The sequence below is a fragment of the Solimonas terrae genome (genome assembly GCF_011067135.1).
Classification (GTDB): domain Bacteria; phylum Pseudomonadota; class Gammaproteobacteria; order Nevskiales; family Nevskiaceae; genus Solimonas; species Solimonas terrae.
The window spans coordinates 226,458-247,445 of record NZ_JAAMOW010000007.1 but is presented as its reverse complement, the minus strand read 5'-3'; the positions used below and the strand labels follow the sequence as shown (position 1 = coordinate 247,445).

General features: G+C 67.4%; 18 protein-coding genes. 9 read left to right on the top strand and 9 right to left on the bottom strand.

Annotated features, from left to right (window positions below; all coding sequences use genetic code 11):
- The first annotated feature begins 267 nt into the window (after nucleotides 1-267).
- From G7Y85_RS14545 to G7Y85_RS14535, 3 genes are all read left to right on the top strand, one after another.
- The gene (locus G7Y85_RS14545; protein WP_166258585.1) at nucleotides 268-936 is read left to right on the top strand and encodes a response regulator; all 669 of its coding nucleotides are present in this window, start codon (nucleotides 268-270) and stop codon (nucleotides 934-936) included.
- A complete protein-coding gene (locus tag G7Y85_RS14540; protein WP_166258582.1) occupies nucleotides 933-2,243 on the top strand; it encodes a sensor histidine kinase in 1,311 nt (436 codons plus the stop codon). Before G7Y85_RS14545 ends, G7Y85_RS14540 begins: the two co-directional genes overlap by 4 nt.
- 85 nt (nucleotides 2,244-2,328) lie before the next feature.
- Nucleotides 2,329-3,249, top strand: coding sequence for a glycosyltransferase family 9 protein (locus G7Y85_RS14535; RefSeq protein ID WP_206675584.1), 921 nt, complete (start codon nucleotides 2,329-2,331; stop codon nucleotides 3,247-3,249).
- Here the strand turns inward: G7Y85_RS14535 and G7Y85_RS14530 are convergent.
- From G7Y85_RS14530 to uvrA, 4 genes are read right to left on the bottom strand one after another with little or no spacing between them, the layout of a single operon-like run.
- The gene (locus G7Y85_RS14530; protein WP_166258579.1) at nucleotides 3,238-4,257 is read right to left on the bottom strand and encodes an ELM1/GtrOC1 family putative glycosyltransferase; all 1,020 of its coding nucleotides are present in this window, start codon (nucleotides 4,255-4,257) and stop codon (nucleotides 3,238-3,240) included. The genes G7Y85_RS14535 and G7Y85_RS14530 overlap by 12 nt on opposite strands.
- Entirely contained in the window at nucleotides 4,254-5,129 is an 876-nt protein-coding gene (locus G7Y85_RS14525; protein ID WP_174839781.1) for a glycosyl transferase, read from the bottom strand. Before G7Y85_RS14525 ends, G7Y85_RS14530 begins: the two co-directional genes overlap by 4 nt.
- 55 nt (nucleotides 5,130-5,184) lie before the next feature.
- Nucleotides 5,185-5,889, bottom strand: coding sequence for an SIR2 family NAD-dependent protein deacylase (locus tag G7Y85_RS14520; RefSeq protein ID WP_166258576.1), 705 nt, complete (start codon nucleotides 5,887-5,889; stop codon nucleotides 5,185-5,187).
- Between the two features lie 4 nt (nucleotides 5,890-5,893).
- A complete protein-coding gene (gene uvrA, locus G7Y85_RS14515) occupies nucleotides 5,894-8,716 on the bottom strand; it encodes an excinuclease ABC subunit UvrA (protein ID WP_166258572.1) in 2,823 nt (940 codons plus the stop codon).
- Between the two features lie 152 nt (nucleotides 8,717-8,868).
- Between uvrA and G7Y85_RS14510 the strand changes: the two genes are divergently transcribed.
- Entirely contained in the window at nucleotides 8,869-10,047 is a 1,179-nt protein-coding gene (locus G7Y85_RS14510; protein ID WP_166258568.1) for an MFS transporter, read from the top strand.
- 155 nt (nucleotides 10,048-10,202) lie between these two features.
- A complete protein-coding gene (gene ssb, locus G7Y85_RS14505; protein WP_166258565.1) occupies nucleotides 10,203-10,682 on the top strand; it encodes a single-stranded DNA-binding protein in 480 nt (159 codons plus the stop codon).
- Nucleotides 10,683-10,742: 60 nt separating this feature from the next.
- On the opposite strand, the gene G7Y85_RS14500 is transcribed toward ssb, so the two are convergent.
- The 5 genes from G7Y85_RS14500 to G7Y85_RS14480 form a co-directional block, all read right to left on the bottom strand.
- Entirely contained in the window at nucleotides 10,743-12,437 is a 1,695-nt protein-coding gene (locus tag G7Y85_RS14500; protein ID WP_166258562.1) for a phosphoethanolamine transferase, read from the bottom strand.
- Nucleotides 12,438-12,626: 189 nt separating this feature from the next.
- A complete protein-coding gene (locus G7Y85_RS14495; protein WP_166258559.1) occupies nucleotides 12,627-13,430 on the bottom strand; it encodes an SDR family oxidoreductase in 804 nt (267 codons plus the stop codon).
- Complete coding sequence (locus tag G7Y85_RS14490) at nucleotides 13,427-14,206, bottom strand: AMP-binding protein (RefSeq protein WP_166258556.1); 780 nt, start codon at nucleotides 14,204-14,206, stop codon at nucleotides 13,427-13,429. Before G7Y85_RS14490 ends, G7Y85_RS14495 begins: the two co-directional genes overlap by 4 nt.
- Nucleotides 14,207-14,516: 310 nt before the next feature.
- Entirely contained in the window at nucleotides 14,517-14,993 is a 477-nt protein-coding gene (locus tag G7Y85_RS14485) for a type 2 periplasmic-binding domain-containing protein (RefSeq protein ID WP_166258553.1), read from the bottom strand.
- Nucleotides 14,993-16,075, bottom strand: coding sequence for a porin (locus tag G7Y85_RS14480; RefSeq protein WP_166258549.1), 1,083 nt, complete (start codon nucleotides 16,073-16,075; stop codon nucleotides 14,993-14,995). Before G7Y85_RS14480 ends, G7Y85_RS14485 begins: the two co-directional genes overlap by 1 nt.
- A 69-nt stretch (nucleotides 16,076-16,144) precedes the next feature.
- On the opposite strand from G7Y85_RS14480, the gene G7Y85_RS20675 reads away from it, so the two are divergent.
- The 4 genes from G7Y85_RS20675 (at nucleotide 16,145) to G7Y85_RS14460 (ending at nucleotide 20,910) form a co-directional block, all read left to right on the top strand.
- Entirely contained in the window at nucleotides 16,145-17,905 is a 1,761-nt protein-coding gene (locus G7Y85_RS20675; RefSeq protein ID WP_206675583.1) for an ATP-binding protein, read from the top strand.
- Complete coding sequence (locus tag G7Y85_RS14470) at nucleotides 17,902-19,257, top strand: sigma-54-dependent transcriptional regulator (protein WP_166258542.1); 1,356 nt, start codon at nucleotides 17,902-17,904, stop codon at nucleotides 19,255-19,257. The genes G7Y85_RS20675 and G7Y85_RS14470 overlap by 4 nt, the downstream gene beginning before the upstream one ends.
- Before the next feature lie 58 nt (nucleotides 19,258-19,315).
- On the top strand, nucleotides 19,316-20,290 hold the full coding sequence (locus G7Y85_RS14465; protein ID WP_166258538.1) for an NADPH:quinone oxidoreductase family protein: 975 nt from the start codon (nucleotides 19,316-19,318) through the stop codon (nucleotides 20,288-20,290).
- Between the two features lie 182 nt (nucleotides 20,291-20,472).
- Nucleotides 20,473-20,910, top strand: coding sequence for a low molecular weight protein-tyrosine-phosphatase (locus tag G7Y85_RS14460; RefSeq protein WP_166258535.1), 438 nt, complete (start codon nucleotides 20,473-20,475; stop codon nucleotides 20,908-20,910).
- The last annotated feature ends 78 nt before the right edge of the window (nucleotides 20,911-20,988 follow it).

Genomic DNA, 20,988 nt, shown 5'->3' with positions numbered 1-20,988 from the left:
CGTGATTGCTGGCAGCAACGCAGCGATCGTCCACAGCGTCAACAGGCCCTAGCGGAAGCGGCGCTGCGAATGGCCGGGCAGCAGTGCCGGCGCGGCCGCAGCAGGCTAATCTGCAGCTAAGGAAGCGGCGGCAACATCGACGCCGTCGCCACTCGCCGCTTGTGGATCGCAGGTCTGTGCGTTGACGCCGGCCCCGGCCCTGACGCAAAGATAGTGAACTTGTCCGCCACCCGACCCAGCCCGTCATGACTACCGACGCTTTCCGGCATGCGCATCCTGCTCGTTGAAGATGACGCCATGCTCGGCGATGCGCTGGCCAAGACGCTGATCCAGCACGCGCACGCCGTCGACTGGGTTCGCGACGGACGCGCCGCGTCCGAGCACTGGGACTGCACCGACTACGACATGGTGTTGCTCGATCTCGGCCTGCCCGGCCGCGACGGCCTGCGCGTGCTGGCCGACGCCCGCGCCGCCGGCCGCGACACGCCGGTCGTCATCGTCACGGCGCGCGACAGTCTCCCGGATCGCGTCGCGGGGCTCGATGCCGGCGCCGACGACTACCTGCTCAAACCGTTCGCGGTCGATGAACTGCTGGCGCGTATCCGCGCGATCGCCCGTCGCCGCAGCGGGCGCGCAAAGCCGGTCATCGAACATCTCGGCCTGGTGCTCGATCTGTCCGAGCGCAACGGCTGTTTCGAAGGCACGCAGCTGACGTTCACGCGCCGCGAATTCGCGTTGCTGACCGCGCTGCTCGAACAGCCCGGAAGGGTCTGGACCCGCGAGCAGCTGGTCGAGCGTCTGTACGGCTGGAACGATGGCATCGCCAGCAATGCGCTGGAGGTGCAGATTCATGCGCTGCGTCGCAAGCTCGGTGCCGACTACATCGGCACCGCCCGCGGCATCGGCTATTTCATCCCGAAAACAGCGCCCGCATGAATTCGCTGCGCTACCGCCTGATGCTGACGCTGCTCGCGGGCCTGCTGGTCGGCGGCGCGTTCGGGGTCATCGGCCTGTTCCTGCAGTCGATGGAAGAACTGAACGAGCAGTTCGATGGCCGCCTGCAGACGATCTCGCAGAATCTGCGGCCCGAATCGCTGGCCCGCGATCCGCAGATCCGCGACATCGAGCCGAGCGACGATATCGTCGTGCAGCTGTGGGGTCGTGACGGCGCGCTGCTGTTTCACTCGATCGAGGAGGAGCGCGCACCGGCACCGCTCGCTGCCGGCTTCACGACCGAACGCAACGCCGCCGGCAGCTGGCGCAGTTTCACGCGTCGTACCAGCGACGGCGGCTATCTGCAGGTCGCGCAGGAGCTGGCCGCACGTCACGAGATAGCCGCCGGCGGCGCGGCCAAGCTGCTGCTGCCGTTGCTCGCGCTGCTGCCGCTGCTCGCGGTGTTCACGATCTGGGCGGTCTCGCTGCAGCTGCGGCCGTTGCGGTCGCTGGCCCACCAGCTGCTCAGTCGCGGCGCACTGAGCCGCAATCTGATCCGCCTCGACCGGGCGCCCAGCGAGCTGGCGCCGGTGGTCGATGCGCTCAACGATCTGCTCGCGCGCCAGGCCGATGCGGCGAGAATCCAGCAGGCATTTCTGGCGGATGCGGCGCACGAGCTGCGCACGCCGCTGGCGGTCGTGCGGCTGCAGGCCGAGCGCGCGCAACGCAGCGTCACCCACAGCGAGCGACGTGAAGCGCTGGAGGCGCTGAACGCCGGCGTCGATCGCGCGACGCGGCTGGTCACGCAGCTGCTCGATCTGTCCCGCAACGAGCACAGCAGCCCGGAAGGCGCCAATTTCGGCCCGGTGCAGATGGACACGCTGATGAAGACGATCATTGCCGAGCTGCATCCGCTCGCGGCCGCGAAGAACATCGACCTCGGACTGGTCGAGTGCGCGCCGTGCCGGGTGTTCGGGGATGTGCAGGGCCTGCGCAGCGTGATCGTCAATCTGGTCGACAATGCCATCCGCTATTCGCCGGCCGGCAGCCGCGTCGATGCCGGCCTGCGTGCCGCGGCGGGCAAGGCCACGCTGACGGTGAGCGACGCCGGGCCGGGCATTCCCAGCGCGCAGCGCGATCTCGTCCTCGATCGCTTCGCGCGCGGCGATTCGGCCAGCGTCAGTGGCACCGGGCTGGGCCTGGCGATCGTCCGCCAGGTCGCCCGGCGCCACGGTGGCAGCATCGAGCTCGGCGACCGCGGCGACGCTCCCGGACTGGTGGTGCGCGTGACCTTGCCGACCACGACATGAGCGGCGCCGGGCGAGTGGCGGAAGGAACGACGTTGCCGGGCCGGCAACGCGACGAGGGTATCGCGGACGACACGCGGGGGACGGCATGGGTTACGGCGATCATCTGATGGCGATCGGTGCTGCGGCGCAGCAGCATGCGCGCGATCCGCTGCGGCGGCCGGTTGCGATCGGCGACGGGCGGCGGGTCGACATGCGCTGTCCGGAACTGCGCTGGGGACTGGATTTCCTGGCGACGCAGGCGACGGTCGATGCCGGCGTGCCGGTCAGCTGGGTCATTTCACATCAGGGCTGCCGGCCGTACCACGACTACGTCGCGATGCGGCGCGAATGGAACGCGCAGCACCCTCTGCGGCGCTGGCTGCCCGGCGCGCCGCGGCCGGCGCAGCTGGTGCGGCGGCTCGGCCATTACGTGTTCAATCTCGAACATCGCGCGGTGCCGGCGCCGCTGGTCCTCGGCGAGCGGGAGCAGGCACTGGCGGCACAGTGGGCACGCAAGCCGTTCGTCGTGATCGAGCCGCATATCAAGGGCAATGCATCGCCGTCCAAGCAGTGGCCGTTCGAGCGCTACGTGCAGGTGGCGCGCGCCCTGCGCCGGCACTGCGAGGTCTATCAGGTCGGGGCGCCGGATGCGCCGCCGCTCGACGATCTGCCGCGTCTGGCAACCCGCAATTTTCGCGAGGTCCTGCCGTATCTGAAGGCGGCGCAGCTCTACATCGGCGCCGAAGGCGGTCTGCATCACGCATCGGCAGCAATGGGCACACGCGCCGTCGTCATCTACGGCGGCTATGTGCCACCGTCCGTCACCGGCTACGACTTTCACATCAATCTCAACGGCGGGGTGCGGGCCTGTGGCACGCACACCCACAGTTGCCGCCATTGCGTGGACGCGATGGCGCGCATTTCCGTGGATGAGGTGCTCGACGCCGCGCTGCAGCTGCTCGGCAACGCACGCGAACGCGCTGCCGCGGATGCAGGCGCGGCGCGGCGGCTGTCGTCAGTCGAGTAGGGCGCGTATGCGCGCGACCGCGCGCGACAGGTCGTCGTCGTCCCGCGCCGAGTAGGGGCGGGTCGGATCCGAACGACCGAAGTGGCCGACGTGGCCGGCGCTTGCGAGTGCCGCGATCCAGGCATTGACGTCGCTGCCGACGGCGACCTGGCCGTTCGCCATCAGCCGCGCCGGTGCCACCGCCCGCAGCACATCACCGAGCCGGTGCCACAGCGAATCGCGCAGCGGCGCGACCCAGACCGGCCGGCCGCTGCGCCAGCATTCGGCAATCATCGACACCGAATCGCCGGTGACGATCAGCTCGTCGGCAAGCTGCAGATAGCTCGCCAGCGGATTGTGCGGATCGTTGCGCCGGAACGCGTAGAACTCGCCGGGTGCGTCCTGCGCCGCGCGCAGCGCGGCGATCGCCGACGCGGGCGTGCGCGGGCTGGTGCTGATCAGGACGCTGCCGCCGCGCTGGCGTGCACGCGCGCAGGTGTCGCGCACCAGTGCCGCGATGGCCGTCCTGCTGAAGCGCAGCTGGCGTGTGGCGCCGCCGATGATCAGCGCGGTCCACGGTCGCGGCAGCTGCAGCGCGAGCAGACGCGCCTGGTCGTGGCCGGCGCTGTCGGCGGGCGCGTCCGGATAATTGAACGGCATGCGGATCCGCAGCACGTTGGCCGCATTGGCGAGCTGGTCCTGCGGCATCGGAATGATCAGATCGAGTGCATCGGCCGCCACGCCGCGCGCCCGGCCGAGATGAACGATGCGGGTCCGTCCGCCACTGGCGTGGCGCAGGTGCAGGGCGGCCGCCAGGGTCTTGCCGAACGACAAGGCGATACGCGGCCACGGCGGCTGCAGCGCGTCGAGATCGAAGCGGGGCCGGCCGCCGACCGTGCGCAATTGCGTGACCTGGATTTCCCGGCACGGCAGGCCGGTCGCGGCCGCGAGCCGGCGCTGCTGCGCGACTTCACCGGGCCGGTCGCCGGTCAGCAGCCACAGGCCGGCGGCCGCTGCGTCGCTGCTCAAGATCCGAAAAACCGGCCGACGCGTGCCAGCAGGCCCGGGCGGGTGACGCGATTGCCGCGATGTCCGCGCTCGGACTTTTTCGCGAACGCGCCAAACGGTGTCGGATTGCGGTAGTCGTCGAGCTTGCGCCCGGCCGCGAGCGCCTCGGCATAAGTGCGTTCGAACAAGTCGGCGAGATCGCGGCGCGGGTGCGGCAGGAGCTTGCCGTCGAACCAGTGCTCGCGGCCTTCGGCACGCAGACGCGGCATCGCATGCGCGTGCGAAAACTGCGTGCCCATGTCCGAGTAATGCAGGATCTTGATGTTCTCGATCGGCTGGTGCTCGCCGTCGATGTTGTTGTAAGCCGGATCGATGGCGCCGATCAGCTGCGGGTGTCGCTGGAAATACTTCATGCAGTTGCCGTGCGCGTCCGGATCGGCGCGCAGTTGCGTCGCAGCCGGCAGGTGGGCGCGGGCGGCGGCGCAGTCCCACAGCGAGACGCAGAATCGGCTGAACGACTTGTCGCGCCGGGCGAGCACGATGGCACCGTCGTCGATCGGCGCACGCCAGAGGCCGGCGATGTCGTCGAGCACGATCGTGTCGGTGTCCATGTAGATCGCTCGGCCCTGATAGCCGCAGACCGCCGGGATCGCCCAACGAAAGCCGGAGAACGGCGTCGCCCAGCGTTCCGTGCGCCAGCCGGCCCGCCTTGCCGGATCGGAATACCAGGGGCTGTCGGGATTGCTCGAAAGCTGCATCCACCGGATGTCGACCGGCAGCGATGCATGCCGACGCAGCGAATGCTCGAGCACCAGCATCTGTTCGAGGTCGCAATCATTCGGATCGCAACCGACGAACACGCGGACCGTTTCCGGCGACAGGCTATCGGACATGGACAGGATAGTAGACGCGCCGCGTGCCGAAGGGGAGTGGACGAGAGGGTCCGGGTCAGCGGAAATGCGTCGCGAGCGCGGTGCCGGCGGGTTCGGCGATGCACCGGTCGAACATCGCCGACGCTTCGGTCGCTTCCGGATTGATCTCGACCATGTACGCGCCGGCGCGCCGCGCGAGCGGGATGAAGTTGGCCGCCGGATAGACGACGCCCGAGGTGCCGACCGACACGAACAGCGCGCAGTCGCCGATCAGGTCGCCGGCATGCGCGAAAACGCGTTCGTCGACCGCATCCTCGAACCAGATGATGTCCGGGCGCAAGGCCGCGCCGCAGCGCTCGCAATGTCGCGTCGCGAAGCTGCCGGTGGCGGCATCCTCGCGCACGCCGTGTGTCGCGCAGCGCAGGCGCCACAGCGAGCCGTGCAGTTCGGCATCGACCCGCACGCCGGCGCGCTGCAGCATGCCGTCGATGTTCTGCGTGACGACGCGCAGCGCCGGATGCCCGGCCTGCAGATTCGCGAGCGCCGTGTGGCCGGCATGGGGCGCGCAGGCCAGCGCCCGCGTGCGACGCAACTCGTGGAAGTCGAGCACCTTGCCGGGATCGCGGTCGAACGCGCGCTGGCAGGCGTATTCGGCGTAGTCGTACTGGCCCCAGACGCCGCCGCGGCCGCGATACGTCGGCACGCCGGATTCCGCCGACATGCCGGCGCCGACGAAGAACACGGCGGATCGGAAGTCGGCGAGCCGGATTGCGTTCGCCATCGCGTCAGCGTTTCAGCGTTGGCTTCAGGAAGCGGCCGGTATGCGAGCGCGGGTTCTTCGCGACGTCTTCCGGGGTGCCGGTCGCGACGATCTCGCCGCCGCCGGCGCCGCCTTCAGGGCCGAGATCGATGATCCAGTCGGCGGTCTTGATGACGTCGAGATTGTGCTCGATGATGACGACGGTGTTGCCGTGGTCGCGCAGGCGTTCCAGCACTTTCAGCAACTGTGCGACGTCGTGGAAGTGCAGGCCGGTGGTCGGTTCGTCGAGGATGTACAGGGTCTGGCCGGTATCGCGCTTCGACAGTTCCTTGGCCAGCTTCACGCGCTGTGCCTCGCCGCCGGACAGCGTGGTCGCATTCTGGCCGAGCGTGATGTACGACAGGCCGACGTCCATCAGCGTCTCCAGCTTCTTGCGCAGCGCCGGCACCGGCTTGAAGAATTCCAGCGCCTCTTCGACGGTCATCGCCAGCACTTCGTCGATGCCCTTGCCCTTGTACCTGATCTCCAGGGTCTCGCGGTTGTAGCGGCGACCCTTGCAGGTGTCGCAGACCACGTAGACGTCCGGCAGGAAGTGCATCTCGACCTTGATGACGCCGTCGCCCTCGCAGGTTTCGCAGCGGCCGCCCTTGACGTTGAAGCTGAAGCGGCCGGCCTGATAACCACGCGCACGTGATTCCGGCACGCCGGCGAACAGTTCGCGAATCGGCGTGAACAGCTGCGTGTAGGTCGCCGGATTGCTGCGTGGCGTGCGACCGATCGGCGACTGGTCGATGTCGATCACCTTGTCGAGCAGGTCGAGCCCGTCGATGCCGTCGCAGATCGCATGCTGCGTGCTCGCGTTGTTGAGCTGGCGCGCGGCGAACGCGTACAGCGTGTCGTTGATCAGCGTCGATTTTCCCGACCCCGAGACCCCGGTGATGCAGCTCATCAGGCCGACCGGAATTTCGGCGGTGACGTTCTTGAGATTGTTGCCGCGCGCCTTGCGGATCGTGACGTGCCGGTCCGGCTGTCGCGGTGTGCGCAGCGTCGGTACTTCGATGCGCGCCGTGCCGGCCAGATACTGTCCGGTCACCGAGGCCTTGTTCTTCTCGACCTGCGCGGGCGAGCCCTCGGCAATGATCCGGCCGCCGTGCACACCGGCGCCGGGGCCGATGTCGACGACATGATCGGCATGCCGGATCGCGTCCTCGTCGTGCTCGACGACGACCACCGTGTTGCCGAGGTCGCGCAGACGGAACAGGGTCTGCAGCAGGCGTTCGTTGTCGCGCTGATGCAGGCCGATGCTCGGCTCGTCGAGCACGTACATGACGCCGACCAGGCCGGCGCCGATCTGCGAGGCGAGGCGGATGCGCTGCGCTTCACCACCGGACAGGGTTTCGGCGCTGCGTGCCAGCGTCAGGTAGTCGAGGCCGACGTTGTTGAGAAAGCCGAGGCGTGCGGCGATTTCCTTGATGATCTTGTCGGCGATCTTCTGCTTGTGGCCGGGCAGCTTCATCTTGCCGAAGAACGCCTCGGCGTCGCGCACCGACAGGTCGGTGATCGACGGAAGATTGCGATCGGCGACGAACACGTGGCGCGACGCACGATTCAGGCGCTGGCCGTCGCATTCCGGGCACGGTTTGTTGCTGAGGTACTTCGCGAGTTCCTCGCGCACCGCGTCCGATTCGGTTTCGCGATAACGCCGTTCGAGGTTCGGCACGATGCCTTCGAACTTGTGCGTGCGCTTCTGCACGCGGCCACGTTCGTCCGGATAGCGGAACTCGATGCGTTCATCGCCGCTGCCCTGCAGCAGCACACGCCGCACTTTTTCCGGCAGCTTGTTGAACGGCTTGTCCGGATCGAAACCGTAGTGCTCGGCGAGCGAGGTCACGAAATGCCAGTAGTACGGATTGCGCTTGTCCCAGGAGCGGATCGCGCCCGCGGCGAGCGACAGCTCCGGATGGGCGACGACGCGTTCCTCGTCGAAGATCTGCATCTGGCCGAGGCCGTCGCATTTCGGACAGGCGCCGTGCGGCGCATTGAACGAGAACAACCGCGGTTCGAGTTCCTCGATCGAATAGCCGCAGTGCGGACAGGACATCTTCGACGAGAACGTGATCGTGTCGCCGCTGCCGCTGTGCGGCGCGATGTAGGCGATGCCTTCCGACAGCCGCAGTGCGGTTTCGAACGATTCGGCGAGGCGCTGCTTGATGTCCTCGCGCACCTTGAAGCGGTCGACGACGATCTCGATATCGTGCTTGAGCTTGCGGTTGAGCTTGGGCACTTCCTCGAGTTCGCAGACGCGGCCGTCGACGCGCAGGCGCACGAAGCCCTGCGCGCGTGCCTGCTCGAACCATTCCAGGTGCTCGCCCTTGCGGCCGCGCACGACCGGTGCGAGCAACAGCCACGCCGACTCCGCCGGCAGCGACAGCACGTGATCGACCATCTGCGAGACCGACTGTGCTTCCAGCGCGACGTCGTGATCCGGGCAGCGCGCCGTGCCGACGCGCGCATAGAGCAGACGCAGATAGTCGTAGATCTCGGTGACGGTGCCGACCGTCGAGCGCGGATTGTGCGAGGTCGATTTCTGCTCGATCGAGATCGCCGGCGACAGGCCTTCGATCGAGTCGACGTCCGGTTTGTCCATCTGGCCGAGGAACTGGCGCGCATACGCCGACAGCGACTCGACATAGCGGCGCTGACCTTCGGCGTAGAGCGTGTCGAAGGCCAGTGACGACTTGCCGGAGCCGGACAGGCCGGTGATCACCGTCAGCTTGTCGCGCGGCAGATCGAGCGAGACGTTCTTGAGGTTGTGCGTACGGGCGCCGCGGATACGGATGGTGTCCATCAGGGCGGGTCTGGGAACGGGCAAAGGGGAACGAGATACTATATGGGTCCGGCCCGCGCTCATTCAAAGGCGAAGCGTGCGGGGAACCTCACCGCTGTTGGCAGGTCTTTTGCAGCCTGCTTGTCAGCCTTTCGCCAACCAGACCTGAAACGATGAACGCACTCGAATGGCGCGCCACTTCCGCGCTCTCCCTCCTGCAGGCGCTGCGCATGCTCGGCATGTTCATGATCCTGCCGGTGTTCGAACTCTATGCGCGCGATCTGCCCGGCGGCGTCACCGCGCTGCAGATCGGCCTGGCGATCGGTCTCTATGGATTGGTGCAGGCCTGTCTGCAGATCCCGTTCGGCATGCTGTCCGACCGTATCGGCCGCAAGCCGGTGATTGTCATGGGACTGACATTGTTCGCGATCGGCAGCTTCGTCGCCGGCCACACGCATGACATCCACTGGATCCTGCTCGGTCGCGCGATCCAGGGTGCCGGCGCGATCTCCGGCGCGGTTTCCGCCCTGCTCGCCGACCTGACCCGGCCGCAGGTGCGCACCACGGCGATGGCCGTGATGGGTGCCGGCATGGGCGTGTCGTTCATCATCGCGCTGGTGCTGGGGCCGGTGATCAGCGGGCCGATCGGCGTGCCCGGCATCTTCGATCTGACCGGCGTGCTTGCGATCGCGGCAATTCCCGGCGTGCTGCTGCTGGTGCCCTCGGCACCGCGCATCGCCGTGGTCCCCGGCGGCCTTCGTCGTGCGCTGGCCGACTCGCAGCTCCTGCGTCTGGACGGCGGCATCTTCCTGCTGCACGCGATGATGACCACGCTGTTCCTCGCCGCACCGCAGGCCATCGTCAACACGCTCGGCCTGCCCAGCTCGCGCCACTGGGAGGTCTATCTGCCGGTGCTGCTGCTGTCGATCATTCCGGTGTTTCCGATGATCCGCCGCATCGAAGCCAAGGGTCGCGTCAAGCCGGCGTTCCTCGGCGCCATCGTCCTGCTCTGCATCGCCTTGCTGAGCGCCTCGGAAGTGCACGCCAATGCCACCGGCCTGTGCCTGGCGCTGGTGATCTTCTTCATCGGTTTCAACTACCTGGAAGGCTCGCTGCCGTCGATGATTTCGCGTCGCGCGCCGCCCGACCAGAAGGGGGCGGCGCTCGGCGTCTACGCCAGCAGCCAGTTCCTCGGCGGTTTTGCCGGCGGTACGCTCGGCGGCTTCGCGCTCGGCCACTGGGGCATCGGCGGCGCTTTTGCGGTGGCCGGCCTGCTGCCGCTGGTCTGGCTGACGTTCGCGATCGGCATTGCGCCGCCGGTCGTCGCGCATCACGCCGAATCGAACTCCTGAAGCCCCGAGCGTCCGCGCCCCGGCCCGGCCGCGGTCGGGGGGCTTGCGGTTTTGTGATCTAATGCCGGGCGTTTTCCGCTTCGTTGCGACACCATCCGGGCGTCCGGATGCCGCGGTCGCGGCGATCCTCAACCCGTAACGTTTCGGAGGCAGTCATGGCCCGTGGCGTCAATAAAGTCATTCTCATCGGCAATCTCGGCAAAGACCCCGAGGTGCGCTATTTCCCGTCCGGCGATGCGATCGCCAACGCCACCGTGGCGACCACCGAAAGCTGGAAGGACAAGCAGACCGGTGAGTCCAAGGAAGCGACCGAGTGGCACAACGTCGTGTTCCCCGGCAAGCTCGGCGAGATTGCCGGCAAGTACCTGAAGAAGGGTTCCAAGGTCTACGTCGAAGGCTCGCTGCGCACGCGCAAGTGGACCGACAAGGAGGGCAAGGACCGTTACACCACGGAAATCCGCGTGCAGGACATGCAGATGCTCGACGGCAAGCCCGGTGGCTCGGCCTCGATGGGCAGCGAGGAACCGCGTGGCGGTTATTCCGCCCAGCGCGCCCCGGCCCGCAGTGCGGCACCGGCCGCTGCCGCTCCCGCCGAGATGGACGCGCCGTTCGAGGATGACGACATCCCGTTCTAGAAGTCGACGCGTCGTTTGCTGAAAGAAAAGGCCCGGCAAGGGCCTTTTCCTTTGCCGCGGCTAGGGCTTTGCGGCCGGGCTGTCGCTCGCGGCGGCGGGAGCGGCGCCGCAGCCGCGGGTCATGTCGGCGTCCGGGCGGTAGATGGACGTGTGCACATCGAACAGCCCCAGCACGGTGTCGAACAGATTGTCCTGCGAATAGGCCTGGTCACGCCGGGCGCGCAGGCACTGCGCATCGAGTTCCGGGGACCACAGCACAAGCGGGATGTGCGTCTGTTCCTCGGGGGCGAACGCGTACGGCATGCCGTGCAGGTAGAGTCCGTTTTCGCCCAGGCTCTCGCCGTGGTCGGACAGGTAGAGCAGGGTGGGCGCGATCTGCGCTTCGTGCCGCTGCAGCATGCCGATCAGCTCGGCCAGGACATGATCGGTGTACAGCAGGGTGTTGTCGTAGGCGTTGACGATGGTGTCGCGGCTGCAGCTCTGTACGTCGTCCTGTGCGCAGTCCGGCGTGAAGCGGCGGAACGCCGGCGGGTAGCGGCGGTAGTACGAAGGGCCGTGGCTGCCGAGCAGATGCAGAACCACGATGCGATCGCCGCGGGTATCGGCCAGCATCGAATCCAGACCATCGAGCAGGACTTCGTCGAAACAGCTGTCGGACGTGCACAGCCCGGGCATCTGGTGATTGCGGAAATCGACATAAGGCACGCGTACGGCGACACCCTTGGAGTCCGAGTTGTTGTCGCGCCACAGCACCTGGACACCGGTCCGTTGCAGCACGTCGAGCAGGTTCTCCTGGGCGTCGGCCTTGCGGTCGCTGAACTGCGCACGATCGAGCCTCGAAAACATGCAAGGCACCGAAACCGCGGTTGCCGTGCCGCAGGAATGCACATCGGTGAAGCTGACGACGCTGTCGATCGCGGCGAGTTCCGGCGTGGTCTGCCGGTCGTAGCCATCGAGCTGGAAATTGGCGGCGCGCGCGGTTTCGCCGACCACCAGCACGACAACCCGTGGCTTGCCCGACGCTGACGGCGCTCGCGTGGCGTCGGTGCCGATCGGTGTGATGTGTTTCGGGGTCTTGGATTTGAACTGCGCCGTCAGCTGCGCGAAGGCCGAATAGACCGGGTAGCTGGGCGTGGCATAGACCCGCACTTCGCGGTTCTGGCGTCCCCACAGGCTGATGGCCTTGTAGTTGCTCGCGATCATCGCCAGCAGCAGGGCGACCGCTGCGAACACCAGCAGAACTCTGAGCAGCAGCGCCTTGAGGCGACCCCCGCTGCCATTGACGATCTGCACGCGCGCCACCAGTACCGCCGGCAGCACGCCGGCCCAGAGCAGGTGCCACAGCAGCGGAAGGCCGAGCAGCTCGCCGGCTTCGCGGCGATCGGTCTGCAGGGCATTGGCAATCATCGCCTTGTCGATCACGACGCCGAAGGTGTTCATGAAATAGCTGCAGACTGCGGCGAGCAGCAGCACGATGATCAGCATCGGTTTGAGAATGGGACGCGCGCTCAGCGGCGCGATGATCAGCAACTGCATCGTGAACAGCGCCACGAACAGGCAGGCCAGCAGGTAGAGGTTCGCGAATCGCAGGCCGGGTGGCAGCACCTCGGCGATATGCCGCCAGAACGGCAGGTTCTGCGTCAGCACGAAATAAAGTGCGACGAGCAGCAGCAGGGCGTTGGTGCCGAGCCGGCCGCGTGGCAATTGCAGGCCGGATGGCTTCGGTGCCGGCGTTCCGGCTTGTTCTGATGACAAAGGGCGAGTCTCGACGTGGTCGTGGGCTGTTCGCAGCGTTGTGCGACGCAACGGTCGCCACCGATCAGTATGACGCGGTGATTGTCATCGTTCTGTCAACAGATGGTAAGGCGGGCACTGCCGCCGGGCCGGACCCGGCGATGTCGGCAGCGGACGCGGACGATCGTGAGCCGAGACAGGCTTTGCCGTTCAGTGTTGCGGCCCGGCGATGGCCGGCTCGAACTTGCGCATGCGTCGTGTCTGCGCGCGCAGGCTGCGATCGACGAGCCACGGAAACCAGGCATTGAGCCTGACGAAGCAGCGTTCGCCAAAGCCGAAGTACAGCTCGCGTCGATCGCGTTCGATGGCGTCGGCGATGCGCACGGCCACGCGGGTGGTCTTGTCCGTCCGGGCCGCAGGGCCGCGCTCCGGTCTGCGGTCGTCGAGCTGCGTGTGTGAACAGCGAGGTGCAACGTAGGTAATGCCGATGCCGCTGCCGTCGAGTTCGCGACGCAAGGCCTCGGCGAGGCCGCGCAGCGCAAACTTGGTGGCCGAGTAGGTCGCATACATCGGCAGGCCCAGCGAACCGAAAATCGAACCGACGAACACGATGCGGCCGCGCCCCTGCTTGCGCAGGGATGGCAGCAGGGCCCGCGTCAGCAGACTTGGCGCGATGACGTTGGTTTGCCACAGGCGCGATATTTCGTCGGCCGACGTCGTTTCGAGACAGCCGACGCTGAAGCTGTCGGCGCAATGCACGACCAGATCCGGCGTGCCGCCGGACAGCGCGGCATGGGCGAGGCGTTCGATGCCTTCGATTCCCGTCAGGTCGGCCGGCAGCACATTGACTTCCGCGCCGCCGTTGCGCAGTTCGACGCTGAGCGTGCCGAGTCGCGCCGAATCACGGCCATTGAGCAGCAGGCGCGCGCCGCGCGCCGCGAATTCGCGCGCCAGCGCGTGGCCGATGCCGCCGCTGGCGCCGGTCAGCAGAACAGTGCTCGATCGCAGTTTCATGCTGCGTTCCTCATGGCGTCGATTGCGCGAAAGACATCGCCCGAAAAGATCTGCATCGCGTGCCAGGTGGCATCGCGGCCACCGCTGCCACCGCTGCCGGTCGTCGCTTCGTCGTCCCCGTCGAGCGCCGCGAGGCCTGGTACGCAGACCGATGCGCCGGCCAGCAGGGACGCGTAGACGCCGCCGATGTTTTCGATGAGGGTCGACAGCGGCAGCACGCAGCGATGGCTGTCGTCGCCCGGCTTGCCGCCGGTCTGCATCAGCGTCACGGCGAGTGCGATCTGGCTGTCGACGCCGAGGCAGATGCGCCTCGGAACGCCGTTTGCGCCGCAGCTGTAACTGATCTTCTGCACGCGATCGGGAAGCGTGTTGCCGGACGCCGAAGTCCGTCTTGCCAGCCGCCAGCCCATGCCGCAGATGGCCTGCGGTTCGCACTGCCAGTCGGGGAGCGCCGCCAGGCGATCGTCGTCGGCGAGCAGCGCGTCGGCGCCGCTGTCGCGCAGCACATGGCGCAATTGGGCATCGCTGAAAAAGCGTGGCAGCGGCACGCAGCGAATGCCCGCCACCAGCGCTGCGAGGTCGGTGACGACCCAGCCGATGCCGTTGTCGGCATGCAGCGCCAGTGTGCCGATGTAGAGGAAGCGCAACTGTGCGGCGAGCTTTTCGACCTCGGGCAGCAACTCGCCGTAGGAGAGCCGGCCGCGCCCATCGTCGAGCGCGATGCGGTCTGGCTGCGTGCAGGCGTGTGATTGCAGTGCCGACAGCAGGGCGTTCACGGCCTTGCTCCGGCGTCCGTCGACGCGGCTGCGCACCGCACCGGCGGCTTGCGGTTCGCGGTGGATATCGGCGTGGCGAGACCATTGATCATGAAGGGCTCCGGCGCGCGCTCGACACGAGGCGCCTGCCTTCCTGCAAGCAGCGGGGGTGCCAGATCGGCCCGATCCCGAATCGATCCGTCAAGCTGTTGTTTTGTTTCTACTTGTTCAAAGTGCCAGGCGGATAGCGAGGTCCCGTCGACCCCGCACCGTCCTGCAGCTCCGCAAGGCTTGTCTGAAAAAAAATGCAGGGTAGGCGGTGCTGCGCCGCTCAGCAGGGTGTCGGCGCGCTGCGGCTGCGATGCCAGTGTCCGCCACCGTCCAGATAGCCGACGATGGCGACGCCGTTGCCGGCGAGGCAGGCGTCGACATAGCCGATCGCGCCCGGTGTCTCGGCGACGAACCGCAGCATCGCCTCGTTCGAGTCGACGACGTACGGTGGCCGCACGCCGCGAAAGTACTGCTCGTTCCAGTAGTCGTCGAGCGCGGCCGGATCGGCGCCGAGCACGGCACGCGAGAACGCGATGCGCTGCGCATTGTCGACGGCGAGATTGGCCGGCTGGATGCGGCTGCCATCGTTCCAGTACTGTCGCTTGCGGCGAAAGATCAGTGCCAGATCGTCGGCGTCGAGGCGGACATCGGCATGCAGCGGCGCGACGATCACGGCGATCGGCCCGTCCGCATGAGCCGATGCGGACAACACGCCCGCGACAAGGCTCAGCAGCACGCGCAGGCCGATCGACCGCATCAGAACAGCACCGCGATCGAGCTCAGCCAGCCTTCCGGTTCGTCGACGCCGTTGTCGGTGGCGATGCGATATTCGAGCTTGCCGACCCAGCCCGGCCGGAAGCGCCAGGCCAGGCCGCCGAGGTAGAGGTTGAGGCCCGGGCCACTGTTGCTGGTGTTGAAGGTCTCGTAGCGCGCGACACCGTACAGGGTGCCGATCAGCGGCATCACGGCCTGCACATAGGAGCCGAACTCGTCGGCATCGTCACCTTGATGAACGCGAACGCGATAGGCCCATTCGCCGCTCAGCTCGAAGCGGCGGTATTGCCAGAGAAAGTCGATGCCGTAGAGCGTCTTGTGCTCGCCGTGTTCGTGCTTCTGCTCGAACTCCACCAGCGAAGCGCCGAGTTGCAGGCCGCCGCCCACCTCGTAGTCCAGGCGCAGGCCGTAGGCCTCCTTGAACGGATCGCTGCCCTCTTCGGGCAGCAATTCCTGGCCCGGCGAGGCATAAGCCGACCATTCCAGGGCGTGGCCGGCCAGCGGCACGACGCCATGCGCCATCGCACCGGTGGCGTTGGTGGGAAACGTGCTTTCCGTGATCAGTGGCCGCGAACTTGTCCAGGTCAGGGGCGCGGCGTGGATGACATTCCAGCGGCCGATCGGGGTGAGGAACTTGCCGATGCGGAACTGCAGCGCATCGGACCATGCGTAGTCGACGTACAGGCGTTCCAGCGCCAGCGCCCGCGTGTGATCGCTGCCATAGTCGTGGCCGAGATCGCTGGCGTTGAGCTTCACCAGATTCTCGCCTTCCAGTTCGCTGAAGAAGCTCCAGCGGCTGTCGCTCTGCCACGACAGCAGCAGGCTCACGCCTCTCAGCGTTGCGGCCGGGTCGCCGCCGATGTAGTCGGCGGCTTCCGCTGCGGCATAGCCGCCGAGATTGAAGCCGCTGTCGCCGAGCGGATAGCCATGGCGCTCGACCGCCGGTGCCGCATCACCACCGCCTGTGGGCGATGCGGCTTCCTGCGCGTGTGCAAGGCCGCTCGCGGCCAGCGCGAGGCAGCTGGCCGCGCGCAGCAGGTGCTTGATGAAAGCCTGAGATTTCATGCCGGCGATGGTCCTCGGGCACCACAAACCGAATCATAATGCTGCGCATTCTTGCATCGAATCCGACGCGTGACGATCCGCAGCATTTTGCTTGTCGCCTTTCTCACGGTCGGCCTGTCGCCGGCCATCGTGCTGACTGCGCTGTCGTCGTCGCGCACGCAGGCGACGATGCGCGCCGAGATCGAGCAGAGCCTTTCGTCGCAGGCAGCCGTCGCCGCGTCGGACCTCGACAAGCAGGTGTTCGAGCGCCTGCAGAACGCCGTGACCTGGGAACATCTGGAGGTCATGCAGGATCTGCACATCGGCGACGTCGACAAGCGCCTGTCGACCTTTCTCGCCAACATGCGGCAGCGCTACGGCGGCGTGTACCTCGCGCTGCACGCGGTCGATCTGCAGGGGCGCATCGTCGCCAGCAGCCAGCCGGCCGCGATCGGCACAGCATTCGTCGCGCGGTCGGCCTGGCAACAGGCCGATCTGCAGGGCGACATCGTCACCGTCGAAGCACCGCATCGGGATGCCAGTGGTGCCGAGGTGCTGGTGCTGCGTCTGCCGATCGCCTCGCAGTTCACCGAAGGCTCGCTCGGCCAGCTGGTGCTGGTCATCGACTGGCGCCTCGCCGCGCGCGAACTGGACGCCGGCACCCACGACAGCCGCGCAGTGGCGGTCGTCGATCGCGAAGGCCGCATCGTTGCCGTCTCGCGGAATCTGCGTGCGCGCGTCGATGCCGGCGTCTCGCGCATCGCGCCGGACTGGATTGCCGGCGGCGGCCGGCTGGCGCAGGAGCGCGACGGTGCGCCGCTGGTCGACGGCCGCGTCATCGTCAGCCAGATGCGCGCACCGGGCCGCGGCGCGTTTGCCGGCTTCGGCTGGACGACGCTGGTGCTGGAATCCAGCGACGCGGCACTGGCACCGGTGCGGAAGATGGCGCTCGCCTTTCTCGGCCTGCTGCTGGTCGCCGCGATTGCGACCATCGTGCTGGCGTTCGCCGTGTCGAGCCGCATCGCGCGGCCGATCGTCGCGCTGACCGACTACGTGCGCGGCTTCATGCGCGAACAGCGCGCGCCCGAGCCACCGCCGGCGTCGGGCGAGGTGGGCGAGCTGACGCATGCTTTCACGCGCATGGTCGACGATCTCGAAGCGTCACGGCAGACCCTGGTGCGCGCATCGCAGCTCGCGGCGATCGGCGAATTCGCGGCGATGATGGCGCACGAGATCCGCACGCCGCTCGGCATCCTGCGCTCGTCGGCGCAGATGCTGCAGCGTGACGACACGATCGGCGGCGAATCGCGCGAGCTGATCGGATTCGTCGACAGCGAAACCCAGCGGCTGAATCGTCTGGTCAACAATCTGCTCGATCGCGCCCGCGTGCGTGCGCCGCAACGGGCGCCCGAGAACGTCGACGCGCTGATCGCCCGCTGCGTGGCGATGCTGGCGACGCAGGCGGCCCGGCAGGGTGTGACGATCGAACATCTGCCGGCCGAAAATCCGATCGTCGACGCCGACGCCGGCCAGATCACGCAGGTGCTGCTGAACCTGCTGCTCAACGCCCTGCATGTGCTGGCCGACGGCGGCCGCATTCTTGTCGCGGCGCGCGGCGACGACGACACGCTGATACTGGAGCTCGCCGATAATGGTCCCGGCATCACCGCCGCCGACCGGCAGCGGATCTTCGAGCCGTTCGTCTATCGCCGTGAGGGAGGATTGGGTTTGGGCCTGGCCGTCGTCAAACAGATCGTCAATGCGCATGGCGGCGACATCGTCGTCGACACCGCCGAACTTGGCGGCGCCCTGTTCCGCATCCGCCTGCCGCGCCGCGCCCCCGCAGCATGAACGCGCGCAATGTCCTGATCGTCGACGACGAAGCCGGAATGCGCCGGGTACTGGAGATCATGCTGGCGCGCATGAACTTCAAGACCTGGAGCGCCGCCGACGGCAACGAGGCCTTCGCGCTGCTGCAGACGCAGAGCTTCGATCTGGTCGTCACCGATCTGCGCATGCCCGGCATGGACGGCGTCGAACTGCTGCGCAAGCTGCGTGATGCAGGCTTGAGCTTGCCGGTGATCATGATGACCGCGCATGGCAGCATCGAGTCGGCGATCGAGGCGATGCGCCTCGGTGCCTGCGACTATCTGCTGCGTCCCTTCGATGTCGAGACTCTCGAGCTGGCGATGCGCCGCGTGTTCGCGCACAGCGATCTGCTTCGGCGCAACGCCTTTCTTGCCGGGCAGGCCGGCGAGCACGGCTTCGTCGGCGTCAGCGCCGCCAGCGCCGCCGTGCGCCGGCAGATCGTGCAGGTCGCGCCGACGCAGGCGACGGTCCTGATCACCGGCGAGACCGGCACCGGCAAGGAGGTGGTCGCGCGTGCGATCCATCGCGCGTCGACGCGGCGCGATGCGCTGTTCGTGCCGATCAACTGTGCGGCGATTCCGGCCGACATTCTCGAAAGCGAGCTGTTCGGCCACGACAAGGGGGCCTTCACCGGGGCACTGCGCGATCGCGTGGGCAAGTTCGAACTGGCCGACGGTGGCACGATCTTCCTCGACGAAATCACCGAGATGCCGGCGCCGCTGCAGGCCAAGCTGCTGCGCGTACTGCAGGAAGGCACGGTCGAACGGCTCGGTTCCAACCGCACGATCGAACTCGATCTGCGCGTGATCGCGGCCACCAACCGGCAGCCGGCAGAGGCCATCCGCCAGCAGCGCCTGCGCGAGGATCTCTACTACCGGATCAATGTCTTCGCGATCGACCTGCCACCGCTGCGCGAGCGCCGCGACGACATCGAGCCGCTGCTGCGTCACTTCATCGACGAACTCGCCGGCGCCGCGCGGCCGGTGCCGATCACGCCGGCGGCGCTCGCGCATCTGCGCGACTACGACTGGCCGGGCAATGTCCGCGAGCTGCGCAACCTGATCGAGCGCGCGCTGGTGCTGTCCGGTGGTGCGGCGCTGGACGCCCGGCATTTTCCGATCGATGCCGCGGCATCGGGTGCGGCCGCGGCGGCAGTCGCCGACGACGCGCTGGTCGATCTCGATCTCGACCACGCGGTCGCCGAGGTCGAATCGCGCTACATCCGCGAAGCCCTGCGCCGCTGTGCCAACAACAAGACCCGCGCGGCGACGCTGCTCAATGTCAGCGAGCGGACGATCTGGAACAAGCTCAAGCGCTACGGCATCGACGGCTGAACGCCGCGACGGGGCGTTCGCCTACACTCGGCGTCCGACATTCGAGGAGAGGCACGCGATGAAAGCCGTCATCTGCAGGGAACTGGGTCTGCCCGAGCAACTGGTCGTCGACGAGATGCCGTCGCCGCGCATGGGTGCGGGCGATGTGCGGATCGAGGTGGCCGGCGCCGACGTCAATTTCCCGGATGTGCTGATCATCCAGGGCAAGTACCAGCTCAAGGCGCAGCCGCCGTTCGTGCCCGGCGCCGGCGTCACCGGCACGGTGCTCGAGGTTGGCGAGAAGGTGAAGCACATCAAGGCCGGCGACGCGGTCGCGGCGCTGATCAATGTCGGCGGCTTCGCCGAGGAAGCGGTTGCCAACGTGGCGTTCTGCATGCCGCTGCCGTCGGGCCTGGATCTGGCCGAGGCGGCGGCGTTTCCGCTGGTCTACGGCACCTCGTACCACGCGCTCAAGCAGCGCGGCCAGCTCAAGGCCGGCGAGACGCTGCTGGTGCTCGGCGCCTCCGGTGGCGTCGGTCTGTCGGCCGTGCAGCTCGGCAAGAAGATGGGCGCACGCGTGATCGCCGCCGCGTCGAGCGCCGACAAGCTGGCGCTGGCGAAGCAGCACGGCGCCGACGAGCTGATCGACTATTCGCAGCAAAGCCTGAAGGACGCGATCAAGACCCTGACCAAGGGCCAGGGCGCCGACGTGATCTACGATCCGGTCGGCGGCGCGCTCGGCGAGGAATGCCTGTCGTGCATCGCCTGGAGCGGCCGCTATCTGGTGATCGGCTTCGCGGCCGGGCCGATTCCGAATCTGGCCGCCAACCGTCTGTTGCTGAAAGGCGCGGCGGCGGTCGGCGTGTTCTGGGGCGCGTTCGCGCAGCGCGAACCGGAGGTCAATGCCGACAACTTCCGGCAGCTGTTTGCCTGGTATGCGGCCGGCGAAATCAAGCCCTTCGTCTCCCGGCGCTACACGCTCGCCGAGGCGCCTCAGGCACTGCGCGACATGATGGATCGCCGCGTCACAGGTAAAATCGTCGTTACCCCCTGAACTGTCGATCGGGCTGCTGCGCTCGCCAGCTCGCGTGCCGGCGGTGCCCGGAATGCTCACGTACTGATGTACGCTGCGCTTCCTGCGCGCCGTCCTCGACGCGATCTGTCATCGCTCGCGACGCCTGGCCGGCAGTTCATCATCCGGAAAAAGCAGGCGGCCCGATGCCGCCCTGGTAAGACATGTTCAATCGCATCATCGTCGTCTGCACCGGCAACATCTGCCGCAGCCCCATCGCCGAAGGCCTGCTCAAGGCACGCCTGCAGGATCGCAAGCTCGACATCTGCTCGGCCGGCACCGGCGCGCTGGTCGGCTATCCGGCCGATCCGCTGGCGATCGAGGTCGCGGCCGATCACGGGCTCGACATTTCCGCGCACCGAGCCCAGCAGGCGACGCTGCCGCTGCTGTCGGCGATGGATCTGGTGCTGACGCTCGATCAGGGCCACAGCGACTGGATCAACGCCAGGTACCCGCAATTGCGCGGCCGCGTGCACAAGATCCTGAAATGGCGGGAAGACGCCGATGTCGCCGATCCATACCGGCAGCCGAAGGCGGCATTCGAGCAGGCCTGGGACGGTATCGAGGCCGGCATTGCCGACTGGATGCAGAAGATCGGCTGATAGCGGTCTGGCCGGTACCCTGCCGCCGGGGCAATGGGCGCGTGTCGTTTATACTGTGCGGCCTAGGTTCTGACGGCC

What these genes read in the sequence shown, in the direction of transcription:
- G7Y85_RS14520 (WP_166258576.1), bottom strand. Translation starts at nt 5,889, where the DNA reads ATGGCGAACGCAATCCGGCTCGCCGACTTCCGATCCGCCGTGTTCTTC.
- G7Y85_RS14510 (WP_166258568.1), top strand. Translation starts at nt 8,869, where the DNA reads ATGAACGCACTCGAATGGCGCGCCACTTCCGCGCTCTCCCTCCTGCAG.
- G7Y85_RS14470 (WP_166258542.1), top strand. Translation starts at nt 17,902, where the DNA reads ATGAACGCGCGCAATGTCCTGATCGTCGACGACGAAGCCGGAATGCGC.
- G7Y85_RS14480 (WP_166258549.1), bottom strand. Translation starts at nt 16,075, where the DNA reads ATGAAATCTCAGGCTTTCATCAAGCACCTGCTGCGCGCGGCCAGCTGC.
- G7Y85_RS14495 (WP_166258559.1), bottom strand. Translation starts at nt 13,430, where the DNA reads ATGAAACTGCGATCGAGCACTGTTCTGCTGACCGGCGCCAGCGGCGGC.
- uvrA (WP_166258572.1), bottom strand. Translation starts at nt 8,716, where the DNA reads ATGGACACCATCCGTATCCGCGGCGCCCGTACGCACAACCTCAAGAAC.
- G7Y85_RS14460 (WP_166258535.1), top strand. Translation starts at nt 20,473, where the DNA reads ATGTTCAATCGCATCATCGTCGTCTGCACCGGCAACATCTGCCGCAGC.
- G7Y85_RS14465 (WP_166258538.1), top strand. Translation starts at nt 19,316, where the DNA reads ATGAAAGCCGTCATCTGCAGGGAACTGGGTCTGCCCGAGCAACTGGTC.
- G7Y85_RS14545 (WP_166258585.1), top strand. Translation starts at nt 268, where the DNA reads ATGCGCATCCTGCTCGTTGAAGATGACGCCATGCTCGGCGATGCGCTG.
- G7Y85_RS14485 (WP_166258553.1), bottom strand. Translation starts at nt 14,993, where the DNA reads ATGCGGTCGATCGGCCTGCGCGTGCTGCTGAGCCTTGTCGCGGGCGTG.
- G7Y85_RS14540 (WP_166258582.1), top strand. Translation starts at nt 933, where the DNA reads ATGAATTCGCTGCGCTACCGCCTGATGCTGACGCTGCTCGCGGGCCTG.
- G7Y85_RS14535 (WP_206675584.1), top strand. Translation starts at nt 2,329, where the DNA reads ATGGGTTACGGCGATCATCTGATGGCGATCGGTGCTGCGGCGCAGCAG.
- G7Y85_RS14525 (WP_174839781.1), bottom strand. Translation starts at nt 5,129, where the DNA reads ATGTCCGATAGCCTGTCGCCGGAAACGGTCCGCGTGTTCGTCGGTTGC.
- ssb (WP_166258565.1), top strand. Translation starts at nt 10,203, where the DNA reads ATGGCCCGTGGCGTCAATAAAGTCATTCTCATCGGCAATCTCGGCAAA.